This is a genomic window from Corynebacterium sp. SA-MJD20WY100 (genome assembly GCF_039822565.1).
Taxonomy (GTDB): Bacteria; Actinomycetota; Actinomycetes; order Mycobacteriales; family Mycobacteriaceae; genus Corynebacterium; species Corynebacterium phoceense_A.
Map to the genome: position 1 here is coordinate 40023 of NZ_JBCJKS010000003.1, position 24565 is coordinate 64587.

Below are 24565 nucleotides of genomic sequence, written 5' to 3' on the forward strand. Positions count from 1 at the left end.
CCCAATTTACCGCGCTGGCGCCTATCGTGCAGCAGCTGCCAACGTGTCCCGGAAGAACAAGGATGCGATAAGTCCCACAACCAGCGCCGCGACGATGACGAACAGCGAGTTCGCCATGCCACCCGATCCCTCCGCAGACTGCATAACCGCAGACACCGCTGACACGCCCACCACGGAGCCCACCTGTCGCGAGGTGTTGTACACGCCCGAGGCCGCCCCCATCAGTGGCGCCGGCGTATCGCGCATGGTCGTCGCGGCATTCGAGCCCCAGATAAAGGACTGCCCCACACCCAACAGCACCATGGGCACGCTCATCCACCACGCGCCCACTTCGGCGCGCATGAGTACAACGGTGAGCACCAGCGTGCCGATGAGTACGACAAAACCCGTCGTCGCAAGTCGCCGCGGGTCCACTTTGTCCGCCAAGGCGCCCGCCATCGGCGAGACAGCCAGCGAGATAATCGCCATCGGCGCGACGATCATGCCCGCCGTGCCGGCGCCCAGGCCCTTGACCTCCTGAAGCCACATCATCACCGGCAGCATCATCGACGCCGCCATGAATCCCATGGCCACAATCGCCAAAGACCCGGCCGAGTAGTTACGGTCCTTAAACAACCGTAGAGGCACGAGCGCCTCGGTACCGCGCGTCCCCGCCGTCGACTGCAGCCACACGAATGCCACAAGCCCGCCGATGCCCACGGCCATCAGGCCCCAGACCCAGCCAGCCCAGCCGGCCCCCGGGCCTTCCTGAATGCCGTAGACGAGTGCCGCAAGCGCCACGAACGAGACCGCGACGGACACATAGTCCACCCGGCGCGCCGTGGTCGCCAGCACCGGGACCCAGCGCTGCGAAAGCACGATGGCCGCAATGACAAACGGGACGTGCACCCAGAACACCGCCTGCCAGCCACATGCGCCCACAACGAAACCACCAAGCAGCGGGCCCGCGAGCGACGCGACGGAGCCGATGATGCCCCACACGCCAAGTGCGTGCCCGCGGCGCTCGCGCGCGAAGATGCGGTTGATAACGGCCATCGTCTGCGGCATCTGCAACGAGGCACCGAGCCCCTGCAGCCCTCGCGCCGCGATGAGGAACCCGATATTAGGCGCCAAAGCGCAGGCCAGCGCACCGATACCAAACAACGCAATGCCGAACTGGAACATCTTCTTTTGTCCATAGATATCGCCCAAGCGCCCGGTAAAGAGCAGCGGGGTCACGACGGCGAGTAGATAGATGGAACTCACCCACATCACCTGACCCACCGTTGCCTCAAGTCCGTGCTGGATGCCCGGCAGGGCGACCGCAATCATCGACTGGTCGAGCAGCGAGACGAAGAATCCCAGCGAAAGCGCGAACATCGCACGCCACGCGTCGCGTTCCGGTGGGACTTCAGAGTGAGAGGCAAATGTGGGCACGGTCATAGCCTGCGAGTCTAGCGAAGCCGCCCCAAGTGGTCGCGGCCGCGCCTACACTGTGTGCCATGGGATCCATCGACATTAAGAAACCGCAGACCGTCTCCACCGCCACCACCGTCGCCTTCGGCCTCATCGGCGGCTGGCTCACCGCACGCGAAACCGCCATCCGCCCGCTCGGCGGCGTTGTCCTCGGCGCCGCCGGCCTCTGGGCTGGCCGCAGCTGGCTCGCGAAGACCGATCCGGTCACCACCACGGCGCTCTCCGCCATCTACCTCGGTGCCTTCGGCGCCTCCCATCCGCTCGCGAAGAAGATCGGCGCTTGGCCAGCTGTCCTCACCGTCACCGGTGCGGCAGCTGGCGCCGCGTACTCACTTTCTGACATGAGGTAAAACCTCACAAAGGCACTATGCCAATAGCAATAAGCCCTGGTCGCGAAAAATGAGGATTTTTCGCGACCAGGGCTTATTGCTTTCGGAACATTGCCTTCGTGGGCTAGAGCTCGCGCGTGGCGGCTTCCTCTTCGACTTCCAGCTCGGCGACAAAGTCGCTCTTGGAGGCCTGCCACTCGTCTTCGGTCATGCGCAGGCGCCAGTACCCGGAGATCGACGCGTCGCGCTTCGATACGCCGCGGTTAACAAAGAGGTAGCGGCGCAGCGACTTGATCATCTCAGCCACGCCGTGGACGAACCAGCCGATGTTGCCATCTGGGATCTGGTAGGTACGGACGGCATCGGAAAGCGCGGTGCCGGGCATCTCTCCGTTGCGGTAGACGAAGCGGACCTCGGACTCGGGGTTCTCCGGCATAGGAATTTCGTGGCCCGGTGCCTCGACCTCAATAAAAGCGACCGCCGTCGAGCCCGCCGGAATCTTCTCCAGCGCCGCGGCAACCGCGGGCGCAGCCGCCTCGTCACCGGCGAGCACGAAGTGGTCGTAGTCGGCCGTTGGCGCCCAGCCGCCGCCGGGGCCAGCAAAGGCGAAGGTCTCGCCCACCTGGGCGTCGCGCGCCCACGGACCAGCCAAGCCCGCGTCGCCGTGAAGGACGAAGTCGATGGACATCTCGCCCGTCGTCGTGTCCACGGTGCGCAGCGTGTACGTGCGGGTTACGGGGCGCAGGTGCTTGGGCTGCGTGTCCTTGATGTGCCCCAGGTCGAAGGGCCAGGAGTAATCGGCGCCCTCCGGGACAAACAGAATCTTGATGTAGTGGTCTGTCTTATCGAGCTCACGCCCAATGATGCCCGGCGCCGTCGCAAAGAGGCGCACCATGTCGGGCGAGATCTGCTCCTTGCCCGTAATCGTCGCCTCGATGGCTGTGCGCCCCTTCTTCTTTGGTGGTTCGGGCCGTGACTCCTGCTGGGCAGAGCCCGCTGCAAGGAATTGCGCGCGCCGTTCTTCCTTCTCCTGGTAGCGGCGCGCCTTAGCATCGTGCTTCGCGCGCTTGCGGTCCGCGTAGGAGGCGGCATAGAGATCGGCACGGCCAGCCGCCATGCCTTCGCGATAGCCTTCGGCGTAGGCGGCGGCATACCCGGCTTTGAATCCCTCAGTCCACTCGGGCGACGGGTTGATCGGTGCGGGTGCAGGTTGCTGCTCAGCGCTCATGATGCCTCCTCTAGGTTCAACTAGAAGCAAAGGCTACCCTAACTCAAATGAGCAGTTCTAATCGCGGGGGTGGTTGTCCCTCCGCGCGCGAAGCCCCAAGACTCCCATAACCGTTGTGGAAACCACCAGCACCGCGGCGATGGACACCAAGATAACCGGGCTAGCCGATGTCGTCTGCAAGAGCCCCTTGGCCGCCAGTACAAACAACGTCACAAGAGCGACAAACGACACGAGGGACACGATTTGGGCCGCGCGGAACACGATTTCCTCTTTAAGGTCTACGTGGCCCCCTACCCTAACAAAGGCACGTGCATGCCGTGCCCGGACTTGTAGAACTGGGCGCAGTGACGCCACCAGTAAAAGGAACACTCAATGCGTACGCGCGTGAGCACGACACGGCACAGTAGGACATAGACGAAAGCCCCAGTTCACAGTGTGAACTGGGGCTCGATGCGCGTTAAGGTCTACTTGTTGCGGCCAGCCTCGTACGCGGCACCCACCTTGTACAGGCGGTCATCCTGGAACGCCGGCGCCATGATCTGCAGGCCGGTGGGCAGGTTGGTGTCCGAAGCCAGACCGGACGGCACGGACATGCCGCACACGCCAGCGAGGTTGAGCGGCAGGGTGCACAGATCGAAGTTGTACATCGCCATCGGATCTTTGACCTTCTCGCCCAGCTTGAAGGCCGTGGTCGGGGTGGTCGGAGACACGAGGACGTCGGCGACCTCGAAGGCCTTGGCGAAGTCCTGGGCGATGAGCGTACGCACGCGCTGCGCCTGGAGGTAGTACGCGTCGTAGTAGCCGACGGACAGGGCGTAGGTACCCAGCATGATGCGGCGCTTGACCTCGGGACCGAAGCCGGCGGCGCGGGACATGGACATGACCTCTTCGGAGGAGTGTGTGCCGTCGTCGCCAACACGCAGGCCGTAACGCATGCCATCGAAACGAGCGAGGTTCGAAGAGACCTCACACGGCATGATGAGGTAGTACGCAGCGAGAGCGTCGTCGAAGTGCGGGCAGTCGACCTCGACGATCTCAGCACCCTGGGAACGCAGCTGCTCCACGGCGGCGTGGTAGGCCTCCATGACGCCGTCCTGCCAGCCGTCGCGCTCGAACTGCTTGATTAGGCCCACCTTGACGCCGGTGAGGTCTCCGTTGGCGCCTTCCTTGGCGGCGGCGACAACCGGGGCAACCGGCTTATCCACGGAGGTGGCATCGAAAGCGTCGTGGCCCGCGATGATCTCGTGGAGCAGCGCCGTATCAAGCACGGTCGTCGCACACGGACCGGCCTGGTCCAGGGAGGACGCCGCAGCAATGAGGCCGTAGCGCGAGACGGTGCCGTAGGTCGGCTTCACACCCACGGTGTTGGTGAGGGCGGCCGGCTGACGAATGGATCCGCCTGTGTCGGTGCCGATGCCCAGCGGGGCCTGGCCGGAAGCCAGGGCCGCCGCGGTGCCGCCGCCGGAGCCGCCCGGGGTGCGGTCCGTGTCATACGGGTTGTGGGCCGGGCCGTAGGCGGAGTTCTCGTTCGAGGAACCCATGGCGAATTCGTCCAGGTTCGTCTTGCCCAGGATCGGGATGCCGGCCTCGCGCAGCTTGGTCACCAGCGTCGCGTCGTACGGGGACATCCAGCCCTCGAGCATCTTGGACGCGGCGGTCGTGGGGGCATCGGTAGTAACCAACAGGTCCTTGAGCGCGAGCGGAACGCCAGCCAGCGCAGAGGCCGGAGCCTCGCCAGCGTCGAGGGCCTTATCGACGGCATCGGCAGCAGCAAGTGCTTCCTCTGCGCCGACGTGGAGGAAGGAGTTGAGCTCGCCGTTAGTCTCCGCGATGCGATCCAGGAAGGCCTGAGTGACCTCGCGGGAGGTCAGCTCGCGGGAGTGGATCTTCTCCGCCAGCTCAGCGGCGGTGAGAGAGGTAAGCCCCTCCGAAGGTGCGATAAAAGTCGACATTTACTCTCCTCCCAGAATCTGCGGAACGACGAAGCGATCGTCTTCGCGAGCCGGCGCCTGGTCCAGGGCCTGCTCGGCGTTGAGCAAGCGAATGACCTTGTCCTCACGCATGGGCGCGTCCACGGAGTGCGGGTGGCTCATGGGTTCCACGCCCTCGGCGTCGACCTTGCCCACGGCCGAGACCGAGTCCACAATCTTGTCGATCTGGCTGGCAAATTGCGCCAGTTCCTCGTCGCTTAAAGCCAAGCGGGAAAGCTTGGCCAGGTGCGCGACCTCTTCACGCGAAATCTCAGACACGCGAACTCCATCCTTTAATTCAGATACGTCTGTGTAGCTAGGCAACCATGTTACTGCACTGTCCAGCATGCGGCGGCACGGGGCGCTCACTCCCCTCACCCATAGGGTTGGACCAATTCCTTGTGGAGTGATCCACGACACGAGTACCATGGGGCGGAACGCCCAAATCCATCGAAAGTTTGCCATGTCCTTCCTTATCCGAGTCATCCTTCCCGACACACCCGGCAGCCTCGGCCAGCTCGCCGAGGCCTTCGGCATCGCCGGCGCGAACATCCAGTCGGTGGATATTGTTGAGACATCCCCCGAGGGTTCCGTCACCGATGACATCGTGGTGGAGCTGCCCGCCGGCACCATGGCAGACGTCCTCTTTACCGCCGCCAACGAGGTCGACGGCGTCGAGATCGACTCCATCCGCCCCTTCAGCGGCACCGTCGACCGCCGCGGCCAGATCTCACTGCTCGCCCGCGTCGCCGCGAAGCATGACACGACCGCCGCCATGCAGGAGGTCTGCGCCGCCATGCCACAAGCGCTCACCTCCACGTGGGCCATCGTTATCGACAACAATGAGCCCATCCATCGCATTGCTGCTTCCGATGCCGCCCCCGAGGACGATGGCACCATCCCCTCCAACATCGCAGTCGACGGCGCACGCATTCTCCACCCCGAGTCCGAGGAGTGGATCCCCGAGTCGTGGGCGCTGCTTGACTCCGCGCTCGCCGCCGCCCCGCTCGGCAACACCGGCCTCGTCATGGTCATCGGCCGCGTCGGTGGCCCCGACTACTTGGCCTCCGAGGTCGACCACCTAGGGCACCTGGGCACGATTTTGGGTGCATTTGTGAAATAAGTATCCGATCGCAGCGTGCACCACTACGATCGGATAATGCCTTAAACGATCGAAGTTTGATGGACTTCGATCGTTTCTTGGTTTACGCTCTACCCATGTGGCCCGCCGTAGAACTGGAAGAACTCACGTGGACATCGCACGCGCCCATGTCCCGCCGGGCACAGGCAAAACAACCCGCGACGTACGAGTCCGCGCTTGTGCCCGCCATCGCCAGCGAAGCCGTGGAACTCTCCGCGGCGCTTGTGGCCAAGCTCGAGCAAGCCACCGTCGCCGCCGCGCGCTTCGACGCGGAGCACGCTGGAGCAATCCTCCCCTTCGCACCGCTGCTGCTGCGCGGCGAGTCCTTCGCCTCCTCCCGGATCGAACAGCTCAGTTCCACAGCCCGGCGCATCTTAGAGGCTGAGGTTTTCGGTTCCGCGTCCGGCAACGCCGACCTCATTGCCGCCAACACAGCACTCATGCGCGCTGCCTCGCGGCAGGAGGTCCCGGATGTAGCAGCGCTTGCCACGCTCCACGAGATTCTGCTCAGCCGCTCCGCGCCCGCCATCGCCGGTAAGTTCCGCACGGAGCCGGTGTGGATTGGCGGACCCGACGCACATCCCGTCGGCGCGCTCTTCGTTCCGCCGCATCAGCGACACCTCGAAAGACTTCTCACCGACCTCGTTGAGTTTCTTCATCGCACCGACATACCGGCCCTTGCACACGCCGCGCTCACCCACGCCCAGTTCGAGACCATCCACCCATTCGCGGACGGCAACGGGCGCACCGGACGCGCGCTCATCCATATCGTCTTGCGCGCCCACGGCCTTGCCGTCAATGGCATCCTTCCGCTGTCGGCTGCGCTGCTGCGCGACACCAGCACGTATTTCGCAGCGCTTGATGCCTATCGCGACGGAAGCATCGCGCCAATCGTCGCCTTGTTCGCCGATGCCGCCCTTCATGCCACAGAATTGGGCCGCGGACTCGCCACCCAGCTCACTCAGCTCCGTGCAGACTGGAACGACGAGATCTCCGCGCGCCGAGATGCTGTCGACTGGAAGCTCGCCGATTTCCTACTGCGCCAACCGCTTGTCGATGCCGCCATGGTCGCCGAAGAACTCGACGTCACCCCAGCCAACGCTCGGCGCGCCCTCGAACGGCTCGAGCACGACGGCGTTATTGTATCCGCGCAAGTCACCAAGAAAAAGCGCGCCTGGCGTGCACCTGAGGTTCTTGAGCTGCTCGACGAATTCGCGGATGCCGCTCGGCGTCCCGGTCTTGGCTGACTTCCTAGTTCACTGCCGTCGCCGCTACGGCTGCCACAATAATCGCGGCATTAATCGATGCGATGGCCTTGCGGATCGCCTCGTCAACATGACCAGGCGCGTCAACGGTTGCTTCCAGCTCCTCAACGCGCCTTGTTTTCCTTCCGCGACATGCCGCCCGACTCTTTCTCGAGCACCTGGTGGCCCGGCGCCACGGCGCTAAGCACGCCCAACAAGAACACGTCTTCCGGCGACGGCGCACGGGTGCCGCGCAGAACCTCCGCCAAGCGCGAGCGCAGTTGGGCTTCCGGTGAGGGTTAACGGCTGGATAAGATGTGCGGCCGAGTCCAAGGAAGTCCGCGGGCTCCTCGTCGACGATGCCGACCTCGACGAGACGCTCGCCGACAACGTGTGTCGGATCCACGCCGCGCGCGGACACGACCGCCGAGACCTTCTTTCCGTCTAGTTTGCGGAACGCCTCTACCCCGAAATCCAAGACCGGGTCGTTAAGGCTTGCCCCCCGGAGTCTACGACTCGGACGCGCGGGTTCTTCGCGTCGTCGTCGAATTTCGCGATTCCTCGAATCCCCAGGTTCGACAGAAGGGCGCCCGTCGTTCCCAGACGCGGTGCTTGAACGCCCGACTCGAACTTCCCGTCTGTCCGACGCAGCAGCAAAAATAGTTCTTCGACGATGAGCATGGGTTTTTCCGCTTTGAGCGGGAGCGCTCTCGCGTGTTGCGACCAGCATAGCGCCGGCTGGTGTGACGTATGACATATAACGCCGCTGTCGTCATCGCGGCATTCGATTGCGTTAGACTGCCGCCGTGGAGGAAAAGAAGCTCACCAGCCTGGTCTTTGGAAATGTCGTCATCGAGTCCGCGCTTATGGGCGCGTTCGTGCGCATCTACAGCCGCGACATGCGCTCCTATTCGATGAACACGGATCGGAACATCACGCTCAAGGCGCCGCTCGACGACTACGGGGCGAAATCCCACCCGGGCATCTCGACGCGCTGTGCGAACTCATCTTTCACGACGTCGAGGAAGAACTCGACACTCACTACCCGGGTGGCGTTGACCGTGCCCGCAAGGAGTTGCGCGAGTGGCTAGGTAACTCTGAACATTAGATTCCCGAAAGCGCAAAGATCCGATCACTCGCCTACTTTCGTATCGTTTAACGGGCTGGCAGCAGCGTTCGCCTTATCTCTTCCTGCCTCGGACCATTGGGCCTTCTTCTGCTCCGACTTCCGGTGCTTGCGCACCGCCGTGATCGCGAAGATGATGCCCAGGACAATCGGCACCCAAATCTTCGTGTACTCAAGCAGAAACTCGAGCCACGCGGGTATATCAAACTCCGGGAACTCCCAGTCCGGTACAGGGATAGTCGGCAGATCGATGTGCGGGAAATGCGGCACGGGCAGTGTGACGTACGGCGGCGAGGGCAGTTGCCAGTCCGGAAAATCAACATCAGGGATAAAGCTCAGCAGCCACCCGATGAAACGTGAGACTATCGGCCCGAGCACAAGAACGGCGAGCGCCCAGCCGCCTTTGCCCAAACCGGTCGCGATGGGAAACGCCACGCGCTTGAAGGTCGACGACTCCATTGCCGCGCGACGCTTTGCCCCGCGCGAGCCCGCGGGCGGCTCGAACTCCACGACCTCTGTCCCGTTGCGGTAGTCGACGTCGAGGAGCTCGCCGAACATGTTGGTCTGCACGCGAAGATGCGGTGTGGTGCGCGCGGTGCCAGACGTGGTCATTGAGGAAAGCTTCTTTCCGCTGTGGCGGCGCAGCGGTATCCGACCGTTCGATGCGGATTCAAACCTTCCCCACACATCCCCGTCGACCTTCACACGTAGACGCACCGGCGGGCTGGACACCCACGCCTTGAAGCGCTCGCGCAGACCGGCATCGAGAGGCGGATCCGTATAGGGAGTCGGATTCCCATCGTCGCCAGTCGGGACGGCCTGCGGCCACGACGGATCGATCTCCTTGAATTCCGCGTCATAACCACGCTCGACCTCGATGAGGCCTACATCGGGGTGATTAAGGCTCCACGTCTCCATGACTACCTAGTTCCCCTGCCACCGAGCTTGCCCAACCCCCACGCGACGACCATGAAGATCGGAATGTAGATCCACGCTCCGTCGTTAAAGTACATCCGCGACGCCACCCACGTCGCGACACCAACAAGAATTGGTAGTGTCCACGAAGGACGGAATCCGCGCGCGTCAACGAACGACAACACCGCCACGAGCACAAGATAAACAGCAACGACCGTCCATCCAGCGGCGCTAGTAGGGACCAGCACACTGATTATCCACGGCACGAAAACTAGTGCGGCTACCAGCACAACCGGAATCACCCAGTGCCAGCCGGTGCGCTTTTCTTCAGATTCCCCTTCCTCCGCATCCTCGGTGGGGACGAGATGCGCAACAGAATCCTGTTCGATGTCGAAGACTTCGTCGTTGTTCACGCCAGACACGTTAACAAGCATTTCGACTAAATGACACCATTGTACAATTACGTTTCTGTCTCGATTTCCGGATGCCAACCGCCTCAACGCGAATGAAGTTAAAGGTCAATCCACCCTTCGAGTTCAATGTCTTCACAGAATTCCTCGTCATGGCTGACCACAATGAGTGCACCTTCAAAACCCGAGAGTGTGTCCACCAACCATCGCACCGTGCTCAGATCCAGGTTGTTCGTGGGCTCGTCGAGGAGTAACAGGCGCGGTGCCGGTTGGGCCAGCAATGTCCGCGCGACTTCTACGCGGAATCTCTCACCGCCCGACAGTTCGCCGCACTTCTTGGAAACATCGTCATTGACGAAGAGCAATTGTGCGAGATGGTCCCGAAGCCACTGCGGATCGGCTTCCGGATTTGCCGCTCGCACCACGTCCCACACTGTATCCTCAGCAGGCAGAGTGATGCGTTGGCGGACGAAGCCGATGTCAGAAAGTGCGTAGGCCACCTGGAAATTGGACCGCTCGGCTGCATCAGCATCACCCGCTATGGTTCGGAGGAGCGTCGTCTTTCCAGATCCATTCGCCCCGCCCAGCCTAAGGCGTTCGGGCCCGGTAACGATGAGCGGGCGTTCTCCCACACGCGGCGTCAGCTCCAGTACTTTTGTTCCCTGTGCCAATCGCGATCCCGGCAAGTGAAGAAACACCGAAGCGTCGTCGCGAATACGCAATTGTGCCTCGTACTCATCGCGCCGCGCGTCCTCCACCGACTCCGCATGTGACGAGTGGCGACGCGCTGCCGCGCGTTCCGAGCGTTGTTTGTCAAGCCCCATCGCCATGCCAGGTTTACGCTTCGACGCAGCACATTTCTTTCCGCGACGAGCGTCGCGCGCCAGCCGAGTTTCCATGTCTTGACGTTTGCGCACAGCCTGCTTCCGGTGCGACCGAGCCTCCGTCCACGCCTGCACAGCCTTGTCCTGTTCAAGGGCAATCGCGGACTCGTAAGCAGCGTAGCCGCCAGGAAAACTTCGTACACGACCAGCAAAGAATTCGATGATTTCGTCGGCCATGCTCAGAAGCTTGCGATCATGGCTCACCACCACAACCGGCACCGTCGATGTGGCCAGAAATCCATACACAGCCTCGCGGCCTGCGCGGTCGAGATTATTCGTTGGTTCATCCAGCAGATACAGATCCGGCATGCGCAGCTGCAGTCCAGCGAGCGCGACCTTGACGGCTTCGCCGCCCGACAGCGTCGTAGCAGGACGTTGCAGATTCACGGGATCCGAAATACCTGCCTCGGCAAGTACAGCCTCCGCTTGGTCTCGAATATCCCAGTGCCCCTCGACCAGCGCGAAATCATGCTCATCGACCCCACCACCTTCGATGCGCTCAAGAGCCTCGACGACGGTCCGAATGCCCAGCACATCGAGAACCGTACTTCCCTCAACAGACGAATTTTGCGGCAGATACCCAATGCGCCCGGGCACGCGAAACGAACCAGCGCTCGGTGCTAGCTCACCAGCGAGTATCTTGAGGAAGCTGCTTTTCCCAGAACCGTTATCGCCGACGAGGGCAGTTACGCGCCGATTGATATCCACGGAGACATCTGCGAAGCATTCAGTTCCGTCGGGCCAGGTAAGACAAAGATGATCCGTAGAGACGACGGAATGAAAGAAGTTGGCAGCCATGAGTGAGCCTTTCAGCAGTTGGTGTACAAGCTGAAGGCCGTGCCTCGGCGCTTCAGCGAATTACTTGACAAGCAGTTCGCTGTTCACTGGTCTTCCTTTGTTCGATGATTCGGACGCCATCGACTGTATCAGCTCTGACTACCGGCATGTTAGCTTCGACATCATGGATACAGTCCTGATCACCACCTTGTTCGTCGCACCGCCGGCCCGGATCCCGGAAGCCTATGAGCTCTATCGCACCCGAACAGGCGCTGCCGATGCCGCCATCCTCGCCCAGTCCACACACCCGCGCCCAGTCACCGATGACCCTTACACGCTGTGGGAGCTGCGCTCCGAGGCCGCCTTCTACCGTCTCACACAGCCGCAAGACATGGAGCTTTTCAAACTGAGTAGCCTGGTGCGCTACAACAGCGACGACAATAAACTTTTTGATCGCGTGCACGAGAAGTTCTTCTTCGAGAACCACGACGAGCCCACGGTGTTCCCCGGTCAGGTCTCTCAGACCCCCGGTTTGAAACTCCCGGACACCGCACCAGAGCGCATGCCAGGTCAGCTCAATTACCTACGGATTTCGTTCCTCAGCCAAGAGACGAACGCCGCAGCCGTCGCCCAGTCCTTCCATCAATTCGTCGAGAAGGCCTCCGCCTTCGCCTATCTCCAGGACGCAGAGGGCGGCATAAGCTCCGACAACCCGGATATCGCTGGGCCCCTGTGGGTCTGCAACTCCACTAACACTGCGGCAGGCGTCGGCGACGGCGCGTTCCCCTTAGCACAGCACCTGTGGGTCGGCTACGCCCTGTGCGAGGCCGCGGCCGACGAGGCCGCGGCGCTCCTCCCCGACCGCACCGATCCCGACTGCACGATCCTCGGCCAAGTGGAGCTGCTCGACACGCTGACGACGAACCTTGCCCCGTAAGCCTCACCACGGCAGAAGAAAACCACTAACCCCGGTGATATGCACATGTCGCGCAGGGAACACTCCGGGGCTTTCGACAAAAGCGGAGGACGTAGTCGCCTCCGAACGTTTAGAGTCCCGCGCTGGCGAGTCGCAGACCAGCAGGTACGTCCGCCACCACGTGATGAGCGCGAGCCTGCACGTCGGGGTGTGCATGCGGGAAGGTGAAGGAGGCATCGGCAAGCTCGTGCATGGGCAGGTCATTAAAGCTATCGCCGAAGGTGGAGAGCTGGACCTCGGCGCGGGAAAGCCCGAGGTGCTCAAGAAGCCAGGTCAAGCCAGTGCCCTTGTTGTGGTCGGGCGGCATCATGTCGAAGAAGCCAGTGTTGAGCGAAGTCGAGATGTCATAACGGCCGTTCACCCACGGAATGACCTGATCCTGCAGCGGCTGGTTGTCCGGCATGTAAGCCGAAAGCAGCACGACTTGCTCGTGGCTGAGCTCCGCGCGAGAGACGGCGCGCGGGCACTGGATGAAGGCGTTGGAGGATTCTGGGATGCCTTGCGTGACGATGCCGTCCGCGCCATCGAGCGTCGTGCAATACAGGTTGAGCCCCGGGGTGCCATCGAGGTGCGCAGCGACTTCATTGACGATCTCTGCGTCCAAGTGGTGCTCGTAGAGGACCCGGTAATTCGCGTCCGCGATGACGGTGCCGTTGTAGAGGACGTGGTAGTCCATGTCGACGCCGAAGGGCTCGAGCGCGCGACGGACCGAGTCGATGGACTTGCCCGTCGCGGAGACCGCGAGATTGCCCGCGGCGCGCCAGTCCTTGATGGCCTGGACCGTTTCAGGCGCGATCGCGTGATCGATGTAGACGGTGCCGTCCATGTCGAATGCCGCAATCTTCATGGACAACACTGTAGTTGGTTTAGGCCTCGCCCGTGTCCAATAATTTCTGAAAGCCGGCTTCGTCGAGGATCGTGAGGCCTAAGTCGCGGGCCTTCTGCTCCTTGGAGCCGGCGTTTTCGCCGACCACAACGTAGTTGGTCTTCTTCGAGACCGAACCCGACGCCTTACCACCGCGGGTGAGGATGGCTTCCTTGGCGCTATCGCGCGTGAAGTTCTCCAGGGTTCCGGTAACGACGATGGTGAGTCCCTCGAGGGTTTGCTCCTTCTTGTCGGTCTCGGCGACCTCCATGGACACGCCGGCGTTCGTCCACTTCTCCACGATCTCGCGGTGCCAGTCGACGTCGAACCAGCTCTTGAAGCTCTCTGCGATAATGCCGCCCACACCGTCGGTCTCCGCAAGGTCCTCCACCGGCGCCGCGCGCAGGGCCTCCATGGAGCCATAACGCGTGGCCAGCGCACGCGCGGCGATGGGACCAACATGGCGGATGGACAGGGAGACGAGGACGCGCCAGAAATCTGCGTTCCGGGCGGTCTTCAGGTTCTCTAGCAGCTTCTTGCCCGGCGCGTTGAGCTTGCCGGCCTTGGTCGTATAGGCGCTGGTGCCCAGCAGCTTTTCCTCGTCGAGGTCGAAGAGATCGCCTTCGTCGTGGAGCACACCGGATTCGATGAGGTCGCGAGCGGCTTCCTCGCCGAGCGCCTCGATATCAAGCCCCTTGCGGGAGGCCAAGTATTCCAGACGCGCGGAAAGCTGCGCCGGGCAGCTGCGGGTATTCGGGCAGCGCCAGTCTGCGTCGCCATCTTTCTGTGGGGCGAGCTTCGTGCCGCAGGACGGGCAGTTATCCGGGAAATGCCACTCTTCCTCGGTGCCGTCGCGCTTCTCGGCGACAGGTCCGAGAACCTCCGGAATGATCTCGCCGGCCTTGCGGATGATGATGGTATCCCCGATGAGCACGCCCTTGCGCTTGACCTCGGACTGGTTGTGCAGCGTGGCGCGCGAGACCGTTGAGCCGGAGACGAACACCGGCTCCATCACCGCGTACGGGGTCACGCGACCAGTGCGGCCCACGCCGACCTCGATGCCGAGCAGCTTCGTGGTCACTTCCTCCGGTGGGTACTTGTACGCAATCGCCCAGCGCGGCGCGCGCGACGTCGCACCCAAAGCACGCTGCGAAGCTAAGTCGTCCACCTTGACCACGAGTCCGTCCATCTCAAAGATGGCGTCGTGGCGGTGGTCCGCCCAATACTTCACGCGGTCTTGGACGTCCTTGGCGGAGGTCACTTGCTCCGTGTACGGGGAGACCGGCAGACCCCAAGCTTCCATCGCCTTGTAGGCGTCGTGCTGACTCGTGGGCGAGAATCCCTCGCGCGCGCCAATGCCGTGGCAGACCATGTGGAGGCGACGCTTCTTCACGTCTTCAGGATCCTTCATGCGCAGGCCGCCCGCCGCCGCGTTGCGCGGGTTGGCAAACGCCGGCTTGCCGTCGGAGAGGCGTTCCTCATTGATCGCGCCGAATTCTTCCGGGCGCATGTAGACCTCGCCGCGGATTTCCACAAGCGCCGGAACCGGATACTCCTCGGTGCCCGTGAGCTCGTGCGGGATGTCCTCGATAACGCGGGCGTTGTTCGTGATGTCCTCGCCCACGCGGCCGTCGCCACGGGTGGCGGCAGTCGTGAGCTTTCCGTCGCGGTAGACCAGGTCGATAGACAGACCATCGATCTTCAGCTCGGTGAGGTACGTCTTCGCCGGGGTGCGGTCCAGCCAGTCCTGCATCTCGGACTCGCTGAAGACGTTATCCAGGCTCATGAGCCGCTCAAGGTGCTCGATGTCCGCTGCGCCCTCCGGTGCCGCGCCCACTTCCTGGGTCGGCGAATCCGGCACGGCCAGCTCGGGATGCTCGGCCTCCAGCTCCTGGAGACGACGGAACAGCGCATCAAAGTCAGCGTCCGGGATGACCGGCTGGTCGTTGTAGTAGAGCTCGCGGTGGCGGCGCACCTCTTGGGCGAGCTCGGACCATTCGCGTTGGATATCAACTGGGTTAGTCACGAGGGACAGTCTAGTGAAGTGGCGGACATGACTTCGAACTACATCGGCCTCCCGTGGCATCTTTTTTTACACCGCGGGACGCTCCCACAAACTTTCCGAATCTGTAGCCGTAGCAATAAGCTTTCGAAGCTCTGCAACAGAAATAGTTGCGTCATCATCGACAGCGTAGGCAACTGCTGTTTCGAAAATTACTCTGAGTACTAGGCCAGTGGGCCCGAGCAGCATAGCTAACCCCCGACGTGTCTACTTTCCAGGGGTCAGGCCCTCCACCGGCTGCAAGCACCTTCTCCACTTCAGCCATAAGCTCACGAGGTGCCGGCATCGGTGGATTGTCCCTGAGTCGAAGGAGCCGGACACGTTGCTCACCTAGCTCAACAATTTTGCGATCAATTTCGGCAAGTGCGGCATCATACAACTCGTCTTCGGAATCAACGACCACGGATTTGAGCGGAATTCCTGCCACGACCAGTTGTCGAACTTTCACTAGAGCCGCGAGGTCCGCAAGAGAGTAGTCCCGGTACCCATTCGCTTTCCGCTCAGGTTCCGGAACCACACCCTGTTGGTGATAGTGACGAATGGTGCGAACACTACAGCCTAGCGCTCGGGCGACTTCAGAGATCCTCATAAGGCTTTTATAAACTATGACGTCGCGTCAAGGTCAAGGCACGAACGGCTACGGTTTAAAGGTTCACGTATTTTTGCCACATGGTTTCCTACACGTGGCGCAGCCGTATCGACAGCCAACAGGTTGACAACTACGACATCGAGTTTCTCGGTGGTGCTCCGCGCCCAAGGCCTACAACTCACAGACAAATACGTTGCGCGTTGGCAGCTCACGGCACCGTCTAATTGGACAACCTCGCACTTCAGCTTCAGCGCCACCGTGCAGAGTAAGGATAATTGGTCGTCCTCCATCGCGGCTTCAGGCAATCAGCCCACGGGACTCCCTGCGCCAGGACTCGACGCTGGAGTAGATCTCTCCAGCGCATTAGACATCGATTTGGGACGTTGCCCAATGACGAACACGATGCCCATTCGGCGGCTCGGCCTGCTTGAGAACGACGTTGCCCGCACGCCATTCATCATGGCGTGGATTGATATGCCTTCAATGTATGTCATCGCAAGCGACCACTACTCTCCCTCAGCAACCAAGAGTTCCGTGCGCTACGAGTCAGGAACACGGGACGTCAACATCCATCTCAAAGTCGACATCAACGGAGATGCCTTCGACTATCCCGCTCTCGCACGGTGAGTCTCGACCGCGCATCACTCCCGGACCCCTCATCGTTAGTGCCGAGTCTAACGAACTTGACAGCAGCAGTTGACGCACAAAAAGAGCAAACGTACAATTTTTTGTACAATCCCAGACGTTAAGGAGATTTACGATGCGCACCATGACTTACTCCGATTCTCGAGCTCATTATGCCGAGGTACTCGATTCCGTCGTGGATGACCGAGAAGAGGTCATCATTACTCGAAACGGCAAAGAATCAGCCGTTATTGTTTCGCTCGATGATTACAACTCACTTCGGGAAACCGCCTATCTTATGCGCTCTCCTGCCAATGCCCGCCGCCTCTTCGATGCAATTGAGCGCCTAGAAAACGGCAGCGGAACCGAGCACGCTCTCGTCGAGGACTAGCCTCCATGAAGCTCGTCTGGGACAACAACGCGTGGGAGGACTACGTATGGTGGCAAACCCAAGATCGCAAGGTTCTCAAGCGCATTAATGCCCTCATCAAGGACATTGAGCGCAACGGAAACGAGGGCATCGGAAAGCCGGAGCCGCTCAAACATGATTTTGTAGGCTACTGGTCACGGCGTATCACCGATGAACATCGCCTGGTCTATAAAGTCACCGACGATGCCGTGCTTATCGCCATGTGCCGTTATCACTACGGGCAATGCTAGCGCGGACGACCATTAGAAATTCAGCAACGCCTTCGTCGCGCGCCGTTCGTCCATGGCAGCGTAAGCCGTAGCGGGATCGGCAAGCGGCAATTCGAGGCCGAAGACCACGCCGGGGTCGATGGCGCCATCCTTGATGAGCTCGATCAGGTGCGGAATGCGCGCGTACTCGGCCCGGGTGCCGACGCCGCCAACCATCTACACGTGCGTGCAGAACGACTGATAGCCCGCCCGGCAGATCTCGCGCGTGTTGTCCGAGGCGACGAAGGATCCAACCACGAGAGCGCCGGCCTTGACGTTCTTGACCTCAGCCCCACCTTCTTCAACGACGCCGACGTATTCGTGTCCCATAACGCGATCCTGAATCTCGCCACCGAGGCCTCGGTAGGCCCACAAGCCGGAACTGCACACGCGCGTCAGCTCCATCTTGATGATGGCGTCCGTCGGAGCTTCGAGCGTTGGATACTAGCGTTCGACGACGCGGACGAATCCGGCTTCGTGCATGACTACTGCGCGCAAAATGACTTTCTTCTCTATGAGATCGTGGGAGTGCCCCCAGGGGATCCGCGAGACGATACGCTAGCACTCTCACCTCGCGATCGCAGTCTCATGTCCGGCAGTTTTGACGTTCCTGTCTTCATGTCGAGGCGGGGCGCTAAGGTGTAAACCATGAACTTCGACGCCAGCCGCATGCTCTCTTTCGACCTCGAGACCACCTCCGTTAATCCCAAGGAAGCCCGCATCGTCACCTCCGCGCTCGTGCGCATTGATGGACGCGACGTCGACGCGCGCGAGATGCTCGCCGACCCGGGCGTGCCGATCCCTGAGGAAGCCGCCGCAGTCCACGGCATTACAACCGAAAAGGCCCAGGCCGAGGGCCGCCCGCACGATGAAGTCCTCGCCGAAACCGTTTCTGCAATCAAGCAGGCCTGGGCTGATGGACTCACGCTCATCGTCTACAACGCGCAATATGATCTCTCGGTGCTGCGCGCCCTCACCGGCGACTTCACGGTCGACGGCCCGGTCTTCGACCCCTTCGTTATCGACCGCGTCATGGACAAGTTCCGCAAGGGCAAGCGCACTTTGACGGATGTTTCCGCCCATTACGGCGTGGAGATCGGCAATGCGCACGAAGCCACTGCCGATGCCCTCGCTGCCGCCCGCGTTGCTTGGAAGCAGGTCCGCAAGTTCCCGGAGTTGACCGAGATGGACATGGACGAGCTCATGGAATTCCAAGCCGTTAAGTGGCACGAGGACCGTCTGAGCTTTAAGAAGTATCTCGAGGGCAAGGGCCGCGACGCCTCGGACGTTTCCACCGCGTGGCCGATGATTAGCTAAACTTCTCGAATTTCTCGACAGCCCGATTACCAGCAGATTCAGCGCCAAATCAGCCGATTTAACGTCCACGTTCGAGAAAACCTCCCTCCCCAAACGCCGCACGGCTCACCGCCGTGCGGCGTTCCTTTTGTCACGAGCGCGTCCCATTTTCCATAATTCTTGAAGTTTTTTGAATTTTCTGGAATTTTGGAATACATGACCATGACAGACCTCGTACAGCGCCTCGCCGAGGTGGAGCGACGCCTCGATGCTCTGGAGCACAAGCCCTCTGCAAAGCAGCAACCCGCGTCAGCCGACACTTTCTGGCTCCTTGACGCCCTTCAAGCCGGTCCCGAGATCCCGGATGGCTCCGTCGCCTTCGGCGGCGACGTCCAGCTCGGCGGCCGCAGCTACCAATACCAATGGCAGCGCCCCACCCACGCCGTGACAGACGAGCCGTGGACCGACGCCATCACCCGCCTTTCTGCGCTCGCGCACCCGCTGCGCGCGGAGATTCTGCGCCGTCTCCTCGCGGCCCCGGCGGCGGCGGCCGACCTCGTGGAGGAGGGCATCGTGAGCTCCACGAGCACCGCCTACCACCATCTCAACGAGCTCAGCTCCGCCGGCTGGATTAGCAAAGCCCAAGCATCCACGTTTGAAATCCGCCCCAGCCGCGTCATTGCGCTGATGACCATCATCATCGCAGGAGAGGACCACTAATGACCAAACGCATCCTCATCGCAGTCCTTGTCGCCGCCCTCACCGCGGCGGTGCTCATTGCATCAGGGCCGCGCGGAATCGCCACCGAATCACGTCGCACCGGCACGCTCGACCTCACGAGCCACGCGGAGCGCGGCCACCATCAGCTCGCCGCCTTCGTCCTCACCGACGGCACGCCCGAGTTCGGCGGCCTCGGCGCCGACGAGCACACTGAGGTTGAAATCGGCTCCGTGACCAAAATGTTCACCGTCGAAATCACACAGCAGCTCATCGAAGAAGGAGCGCTCTCCCGCGACACTCGTATCGGCGAAGTCCTCGACCTCGGGGACACCCCCGCCGCCGACATCACCGTCAAGGAACTCGCCACCCACACCTCGGGCCTTCCGCGCCTCGCCAACCCCAACTTCTTTCGCAGTCTCGTCACAATGGGCACAAACGGAAATCCCTATGAGGGTGAGACAACCGAGGACATTCTCGATGCCGCCCGCACCGCGCAACTCGAAAACCGCGGAACGAAGCAGTACTCCAACTTCGGCTACGCGCTCCTCGGCGCCCTGCTCGCGGAGAAGACCGGCACTTCCTACGAGGAACTCGTGCGCACCCGCATCTTTGAGCCCGCCGGCATGACGGAGTCCTACGTCGCGCTCCCCGGCACCGCGCCCGCCGATGCCCCACGCGGTCTCGCGCCGAATGGCCGTACCGCTGAGGCATGGGAGATGGAGGGCAGCGCCCCGGCCGGCGCCATTCGCTCCACCGCCGCAGACATGGCGAAATTCGCCGCCTGGATGTGCAACCACGGACACTTCGATCTCGGTTGGGAGAAGGAAGACAACAGTGATGACACCTACTGGCACAACGGCGGCACCGGTGGCTACAGCACGATGCTCATCATCCAGCCTGAGCGGCACCGCGCCGCCTACGCCAGCAATGACGGCATGACCGGTGTCGAAAGCCTTGCCCGCGCGCTATTTAAGGAGCACGCATGATGGCCATCGGTATCGCTCTCGCCTACTCAGCAGGACTACTTTGGAGCACCTGGCGCCTGCACGCGCGGCCGCTATCCCTCCCGAACTTCCTAGCCAACGCGCTCTTCGACATCGTGCTCGCCCTCTATTTCGGCCGCGTGCTCGCCTGGAACCCCGGCGCCCTGTGGGCGTGGTATATCCTCGTCGCCGCCGTAACTCTACGCATCGGCGTTGGTGCCTACCAGCTGTTTTATAAGTCCCCTGCGTCACGCTCAAGTATGCCCGCAACTTCAGCCGCGAAGCGGTAGTCGCGCGCGGCGTCCCGGACGGGCCACGGGTTGATATCGACGTGGGTGACGAGCAGCTCGCGGCGATGTCCCAGGCGGTCGAAATGCTGAGCCACGGCAATCGCGGCGGCGCGGGCATCGGCAAACGCGCGCGGATCGAGTGCCAGGCCCACACGGCGGCCGGCCTCGAGGTGTTCGCCCAGGCCGTCGAGGTTCGCTGGCGTATCGAGTCCCACGAAGTCGACGAGCAGTGTGCCCGCCGAGGCCAGTGACCAGAGATTCCCGGCGCGCAGGTAGTCCGCGCCACACTCCTCCAGCCTCGCGATTGCGACCTCCTCGGGGACGGCCCGGACCGGGTCAAAGTCAGTGGTGCCCGGGATGGTGCCGGAGAGGGTATCGGCAAGCTGAGGCTCGTCGAGCTGGAGGACAACCTCGGAGTTAAAGCGGCGGGCGACCCGCGCGGCGTGGGCCTGGATGCCCTCGCGGAACGCGGCGTGGAGATCCTCGCGCGCACCGCGGTCGGTGATGACGCGGTGGCCATCTGCAAGCTCCACCGCGGCGGCGAGCGTCCACGGTCCCACAGCCTGGATCTTCACGCGCGGGACGTGCTCGCCCCACACCTCCGCGATGGCGTCGAAGTCGCGCTCCATGCGGTCCCACACGCGGCGGGTCTCGCGCTGCGGGCGCGCGGTCATCTGCCACGCACGCGGGCCGCGATCAACCGTGAGCGTCTCGAGCAAACCCGCGGTGCGGCCGATGGCATCGGAGCCCAAGCCTCGGTCCGGCAGCTGCGGCAGGTGCGGAAGGGTGCCGGTCTCCCCTATCACGATGTCGGCGGCTTCGGACATGGAGGTGCCGGGCATGGGGCCTAATCCGAAACCGGTCATAGGTGCGCATCCTTTTGTTAGGTTGGTGGCTATGGCTTACGACAGTATCGCAACATGGTGGTTCAACGACGAAACCGACATTCCAGCGGACGTGCCGCTCGTGCCCGGCGAAGAAGCTATCGCCGCGTATACGACGCTGCGTGACATCGCTGTCTTCACCACGAAGCGGCTCATCGTGCGCGACGCGCAAGGCCTGACGGGCAAGAAGAAGGAAATCTACTCGCTGCCGTACTCCTCCATCACGATGTGGTCATCTGAGAATGCAGGCAAGATCGACCTCGACGCGGAACTCGAGTTGTGGACCCGTGCCGGGCGCATCAAGGTCAGCGTAGGCAAACAGGTCGATGTCCGCGCCTTGGACCAGCTGATCAGCCGCTGCGTGCTGGGAGCTTAGTTCGTCCCGTTGATGGTGCCAGACCCGATAACGATGTCGCCGAGCTCGTCCGGGCTGGGCAGGTAGAGCACGGCGGCCTGACCGCGGGCGACGCCGTCGAGGGGCTCGTCGAGCTCGAGCGTCATCGTGTCGTTCGCGCGGTCGACGATGGCGTGGCAGCGCACGACGGAGCCGTGGGCGCGGACCTGGACGTCGCAATCGAACTCGCCGTCCATGGCCGGGTGCAGGTACTTAAGACGGTCCGCGGTGATGCGCGTGACCTTGAGATCCTCGCGGGAACCGACCGTGACGGTGCCGGTGGCGGCATCGATGTCCGTGACGTAGCGCGGGCGACCATCGGCAGCGGGGGCCTTAATGTCGAGGCCCTTGCGCTGGCCGATCGTGAAGTTCCACGCGCCGTCGTGTTCCTTGAGCTCGTGGCCCTCCTTGTCGACGATCATGCCCGGGCGCAGGCCAATCTTCGCCCCCAGGAACGCCTGCGTGTTGCCGTCCGGGATAAAGCAAATGTCGTAGGAATCCGGTTTCGTCGCGGTGGAGAAACCGTGGCGCTTAGCCTCCTCGCGAATCTGCGGCTTGGGCGTGTCCCCAATCGGGAAGAAACAGTGGTCGAGCTCGTCCTTCGTGATGACACCCAGGACATAGGACTGGTCCTTGTTTTCGTCGAGGGAGCGGCGCATGTAGCCGTCCGAGTCGATGGTGGCGTAGTGGCCGGTCGCGACGGCATCGAAGCCCAGCGCCATGCCCTTGCGCAGGAGGGCTGCGAACTTGATCTTCTCGTTGCAGCGCAGGCACGGGTTAGGGGTCTCGCCGCGAGCGTAAGAGTCCACGAAATCGCCAATGACAGCTTCCTTAAACTCCTCCGAGAAATCCCACACGTAGAAGGGAATGCCCAGCTTGTCGCAGATGCGGCGGGCATCCGCGGAGTCCTCAAGCGAGCAGCAGCCGCGGGCCTTCTCACGGGTTTGCTGTGCGTCCTTGTGCAACGCGAGGTGCACGCCCACGACCTCGTGGCCGGCCTCCACGGCGCGTGCGGCCGCCACAGAAGAATCGACGCCGCCGGACATTGCTACTAGAACTCGCATGGAGGTCAGTTTATCCCTTAAGGCAAATTATCCCACGACCCCGCCGAACGCTGTGCCGATGCCGTATGTCACCGCCAGGCCGAGCGCGCCACCCCGCACGAGCCGGAGTACCGCGCGCACGGGATCCGTGTCAGAGAGTTTGGCCGAGGTAAAGCCCGTAATCACCAGCGCGAGCAACGTCGTCGCGAAGACGACGAGGGCAGAGTTGGAGGAGAAGAACACTGATGCCAACGGCAGCGCCGCACCGGCCAGGAAGGAAGCGCCCGAAGCCGCGGCTGCCTCCCAGGGATTAGTGAGTTTCTCGCCATCGAGGCCGTACTCAATCTGCAGGTGCGCGGTGAGCGGGTCGCCCTCTCCAATCTCCTGCGCCGCCTTGTGCGCGGTCTTATCCGAAATGCCGTAGCCGGAGAGGATGCCGGCGAGCTCCTTGGCCTCCTCGTCTGGGGTCTGCTCCAACTCCTCAATCTCGCGCTCTACCGCCGCGCGCTCGGTATCGCGCTGCGCCGAGACCGACACGTATTCGCCCAACGCCATGGACACGGCACCAGCAACGGTGGAGGCGATGCCGGCGGTGAGAATGGCGGCATCGGAAGCACCGGAGCCTATAACGCCGAGGAGAAGCGCGGCATTGCTGATGATGCCGTCGTTCGCGCCAAGCACCGCTGCGCGCAAGGAATTAACAGTGACCATGCATTCATTATGCACGACCTATAAGAGCTGGTCTAGGCTTGAAAACCTAACCTAACATGCGTCCGACGAGCCTGCCCTTAGTAAGGTATAGCGCATGGGTAGACAACGCGCGCACTCCTCCGACCCTCGGGTCGGCACCTACGAGATTTCCACGGGCTCGGCTTCCGTCGAAGCCGACCCATTCCGGGAGGGCGCGTATATCCTCAACGTCAACGGCGTGCCGTCTTCCCACATCGTGCTGGACGAACCGGAGGAGCTTGAGTTCGAATACATGCGCTGGATCGCTGCGGCCGTCGAGTCGCTGGCTCCTGGTCGCCGACTCGTCCACCTTGGCGGCGCGGGGTGCTCGCTGGCGCGCTATTTCGCTTCCGTCTGGCCTAACTCGCACAACACCGTGGTAGAGCTTGATGCCAAGCTCGGACAGTTGGTGCGTGAGCTTTTCGATATCCCGTCTGCCCCCACCGTCAAGATCCGCGCCGGCGAGGCGCGCGCGGTGACCTTCGGCTTCCCGCCTGGGCGCTGCGATGTCATCATCCGCGACGTCTTCGCCGGTTCCACAACCCCGCGCCCTCTCACCACGGTCGAGTTCTTCGAGGCGGCTCACTCTGCGCTGAGCGCGGGCGGCCTGTATGTCGCGAACTGCGGCGACCACTCCTCGCTGCGGGTGGCGAAGGCGGAGCTGGCCGGCCTGGCGCAGGTCTTCTCTCATGTGGCCGTCATCGCGGACCCGCCGATGCTCAAGGGCCGCCGCTACGGAAACGTCATTCTCATCGCCTCCGATACCGAATTGCCCGGTGAAGGCTCGCCGGAGTTCGCTGCTCTTAGCAAGCCGCTGCTCGCCGGAGCCGTTCCGGCTCGTTACGAGGATGAGGAGTGGACGCGGAAGTTCTTTAAAGGAGCGGACGCACTGCGCGATCCCGCCGAGTAGGTTAAGCTCCGTGACGAGGACCACACATTCAAGGGGGATTATC

General features: G+C 62.4%; 28 protein-coding genes. 14 read left to right on the plus strand and 14 right to left on the minus strand.

The window, feature by feature from the left end; all coding sequences use genetic code 11:
• Positions 1–21: 21 nt before the first annotated feature.
• On the minus strand, positions 22–1422 hold the full coding sequence (locus ABJ196_RS02360; RefSeq protein WP_347305059.1) for an MFS transporter: 1401 nt from the start codon (positions 1420–1422) through the stop codon (positions 22–24).
• A gap of 59 nt (positions 1423–1481) precedes the next feature.
• On the opposite strand from ABJ196_RS02360, the gene ABJ196_RS02365 reads away from it, so the two are divergent.
• A complete protein-coding gene (locus ABJ196_RS02365) occupies positions 1482–1805 on the plus strand; it encodes a hypothetical protein (RefSeq protein WP_347305060.1) in 324 nt (107 codons plus the stop codon).
• Between the two features lie 103 nt (positions 1806–1908).
• On the opposite strand, the gene ABJ196_RS02370 is transcribed toward ABJ196_RS02365, so the two are convergent.
• The 3 genes from ABJ196_RS02370 to gatC form a co-directional block, all read right to left on the minus strand.
• Positions 1909–3012, minus strand: a complete 1104-nt coding sequence (locus ABJ196_RS02370; RefSeq protein WP_347305061.1) for a siderophore-interacting protein — start codon at positions 3010–3012, stop codon at positions 1909–1911.
• A 464-nt stretch (positions 3013–3476) separates the two neighbouring features.
• Positions 3477–4964 (minus strand): Asp-tRNA(Asn)/Glu-tRNA(Gln) amidotransferase subunit GatA, encoded by a 1488-nt coding sequence (gatA, locus tag ABJ196_RS02375; RefSeq protein WP_347305062.1) that lies wholly within the window; start codon positions 4962–4964, stop codon positions 3477–3479.
• Positions 4965–5261, minus strand: coding sequence for an Asp-tRNA(Asn)/Glu-tRNA(Gln) amidotransferase subunit GatC (gatC, locus tag ABJ196_RS02380; protein WP_347305063.1), 297 nt, complete (start codon positions 5259–5261; stop codon positions 4965–4967). It abuts the gene before it with no gap.
• Between the two features lie 184 nt (positions 5262–5445).
• On the opposite strand from gatC, the gene ABJ196_RS02385 reads away from it, so the two are divergent.
• The 4 genes from ABJ196_RS02385 (at position 5446) to ABJ196_RS02400 (ending at position 8458) form a co-directional block, all read left to right on the plus strand.
• Positions 5446–6105, plus strand: coding sequence for an amino acid-binding ACT domain protein (locus tag ABJ196_RS02385; RefSeq protein ID WP_347305064.1), 660 nt, complete (start codon positions 5446–5448; stop codon positions 6103–6105).
• A 95-nt stretch (positions 6106–6200) separates the two neighbouring features.
• Positions 6201–7370, plus strand: a complete 1170-nt coding sequence (locus ABJ196_RS02390) for a Fic family protein (protein WP_347305065.1) — start codon at positions 6201–6203, stop codon at positions 7368–7370.
• A gap of 289 nt (positions 7371–7659) precedes the next feature.
• Positions 7660–7815, plus strand: a complete 156-nt coding sequence (locus tag ABJ196_RS02395) for a hypothetical protein (protein WP_347305066.1) — start codon at positions 7660–7662, stop codon at positions 7813–7815.
• Positions 7816–8173: 358 nt separating this feature from the next.
• Positions 8174–8458 (plus strand): hypothetical protein, encoded by a 285-nt coding sequence (locus ABJ196_RS02400; RefSeq protein WP_347305067.1) that lies wholly within the window; start codon positions 8174–8176, stop codon positions 8456–8458.
• Between the two features lie 41 nt (positions 8459–8499).
• On the opposite strand, the gene ABJ196_RS02405 is transcribed toward ABJ196_RS02400, so the two are convergent.
• The 3 genes from ABJ196_RS02405 to ABJ196_RS02415 form a co-directional block, all read right to left on the minus strand.
• Entirely contained in the window at positions 8500–9411 is a 912-nt protein-coding gene (locus ABJ196_RS02405; RefSeq protein WP_347305068.1) for a hypothetical protein, read from the minus strand.
• Between the two features lie 2 nt (positions 9412–9413).
• Positions 9414–9821 (minus strand): hypothetical protein, encoded by a 408-nt coding sequence (locus ABJ196_RS02410; protein WP_347305069.1) that lies wholly within the window; start codon positions 9819–9821, stop codon positions 9414–9416.
• A gap of 98 nt (positions 9822–9919) precedes the next feature.
• Positions 9920–11500, minus strand: a complete 1581-nt coding sequence (locus ABJ196_RS02415) for an ATP-binding cassette domain-containing protein (protein WP_347305070.1) — start codon at positions 11498–11500, stop codon at positions 9920–9922.
• Between the two features lie 163 nt (positions 11501–11663).
• Between ABJ196_RS02415 and ABJ196_RS02420 the strand changes: the two genes are divergently transcribed.
• On the plus strand, positions 11664–12416 hold the full coding sequence (locus ABJ196_RS02420) for a hypothetical protein (protein ID WP_347305071.1): 753 nt from the start codon (positions 11664–11666) through the stop codon (positions 12414–12416).
• Between the two features lie 109 nt (positions 12417–12525).
• On the opposite strand, the gene ABJ196_RS02425 is transcribed toward ABJ196_RS02420, so the two are convergent.
• Positions 12526–13302 (minus strand): HAD hydrolase family protein, encoded by a 777-nt coding sequence (locus tag ABJ196_RS02425; protein WP_347305072.1) that lies wholly within the window; start codon positions 13300–13302, stop codon positions 12526–12528.
• Between the two features lie 19 nt (positions 13303–13321).
• Positions 13322–15346, minus strand: a complete 2025-nt coding sequence (ligA, locus tag ABJ196_RS02430; protein WP_347305073.1) for an NAD-dependent DNA ligase LigA — start codon at positions 15344–15346, stop codon at positions 13322–13324.
• Positions 15347–16124: 778 nt separating this feature from the next.
• Here ligA and ABJ196_RS02435 point away from each other — a divergent pair.
• From ABJ196_RS02435 to ABJ196_RS02445, 3 genes are all read left to right on the plus strand, one after another.
• Positions 16125–16598 carry a putative glycolipid-binding domain-containing protein gene (locus tag ABJ196_RS02435; protein WP_347305174.1) on the plus strand — a complete coding sequence of 158 codons (474 nt, stop codon included), beginning with the start codon at positions 16125–16127 and terminating at the stop codon, positions 16596–16598.
• Positions 16599–16731: 133 nt separating this feature from the next.
• Entirely contained in the window at positions 16732–16986 is a 255-nt protein-coding gene (locus tag ABJ196_RS02440; RefSeq protein WP_066491016.1) for a type II toxin-antitoxin system prevent-host-death family antitoxin, read from the plus strand.
• Positions 16987–16991: 5 nt separating this feature from the next.
• Complete coding sequence (locus tag ABJ196_RS02445) at positions 16992–17255, plus strand: Txe/YoeB family addiction module toxin (RefSeq protein WP_257068453.1); 264 nt, start codon at positions 16992–16994, stop codon at positions 17253–17255.
• 12 nt (positions 17256–17267) lie between these two features.
• Here the strand turns inward: ABJ196_RS02445 and ABJ196_RS02450 are convergent, their stop codons facing one another.
• Positions 17268–17450 carry a hypothetical protein gene (locus ABJ196_RS02450; protein WP_257068454.1) on the minus strand — a complete coding sequence of 61 codons (183 nt, stop codon included), beginning with the start codon at positions 17448–17450 and terminating at the stop codon, positions 17268–17270.
• The gene (locus ABJ196_RS02455; protein WP_347305175.1) at positions 17451–17687 is read right to left on the minus strand and encodes an alcohol dehydrogenase catalytic domain-containing protein; all 237 of its coding nucleotides are present in this window, start codon (positions 17685–17687) and stop codon (positions 17451–17453) included.
• A gap of 234 nt (positions 17688–17921) precedes the next feature.
• Between ABJ196_RS02455 and ABJ196_RS02460 the strand changes: the two genes are divergently transcribed.
• The 3 genes from ABJ196_RS02460 to ABJ196_RS02470 all read left to right on the plus strand — a co-directional run bounded on the left by ABJ196_RS02460 (position 17922) and on the right by ABJ196_RS02470 (position 20275).
• Positions 17922–18590, plus strand: a complete 669-nt coding sequence (locus ABJ196_RS02460; RefSeq protein ID WP_066491007.1) for a 3'-5' exonuclease — start codon at positions 17922–17924, stop codon at positions 18588–18590.
• 201 nt (positions 18591–18791) lie between these two features.
• A complete protein-coding gene (locus tag ABJ196_RS02465; RefSeq protein ID WP_347305074.1) occupies positions 18792–19289 on the plus strand; it encodes a helix-turn-helix domain-containing protein in 498 nt (165 codons plus the stop codon).
• A complete protein-coding gene (locus ABJ196_RS02470; protein WP_347305075.1) occupies positions 19289–20275 on the plus strand; it encodes a serine hydrolase domain-containing protein in 987 nt (328 codons plus the stop codon). Before ABJ196_RS02465 ends, ABJ196_RS02470 begins: the two co-directional genes overlap by 1 nt.
• Positions 20276–20504: 229 nt before the next feature.
• Here the strand turns inward: ABJ196_RS02470 and ABJ196_RS02475 are convergent, their stop codons facing one another.
• Positions 20505–21428, minus strand: coding sequence for a methionine synthase (locus ABJ196_RS02475; RefSeq protein ID WP_347305076.1), 924 nt, complete (start codon positions 21426–21428; stop codon positions 20505–20507).
• A gap of 31 nt (positions 21429–21459) precedes the next feature.
• On the opposite strand from ABJ196_RS02475, the gene ABJ196_RS02480 reads away from it, so the two are divergent.
• Positions 21460–21822, plus strand: coding sequence for a PH domain-containing protein (locus ABJ196_RS02480; protein WP_347305077.1), 363 nt, complete (start codon positions 21460–21462; stop codon positions 21820–21822).
• On the opposite strand, the gene mnmA is transcribed toward ABJ196_RS02480, so the two are convergent.
• Both mnmA and ABJ196_RS02490 read right to left on the minus strand, forming a co-directional pair.
• Positions 21819–22904 (minus strand): tRNA 2-thiouridine(34) synthase MnmA, encoded by a 1086-nt coding sequence (mnmA, locus tag ABJ196_RS02485; protein WP_347305078.1) that lies wholly within the window; start codon positions 22902–22904, stop codon positions 21819–21821. The two genes, ABJ196_RS02480 and mnmA, sit on opposite strands and share 4 nt — an antisense overlap.
• A gap of 27 nt (positions 22905–22931) precedes the next feature.
• Positions 22932–23594, minus strand: coding sequence for a VIT family protein (locus ABJ196_RS02490; RefSeq protein ID WP_347305079.1), 663 nt, complete (start codon positions 23592–23594; stop codon positions 22932–22934).
• A 94-nt stretch (positions 23595–23688) separates the two neighbouring features.
• Between ABJ196_RS02490 and ABJ196_RS02495 the strand changes: the two genes are divergently transcribed.
• A complete protein-coding gene (locus ABJ196_RS02495; protein ID WP_347305080.1) occupies positions 23689–24522 on the plus strand; it encodes a fused MFS/spermidine synthase in 834 nt (277 codons plus the stop codon).
• Positions 24523–24565 lie beyond the last annotated feature (43 nt).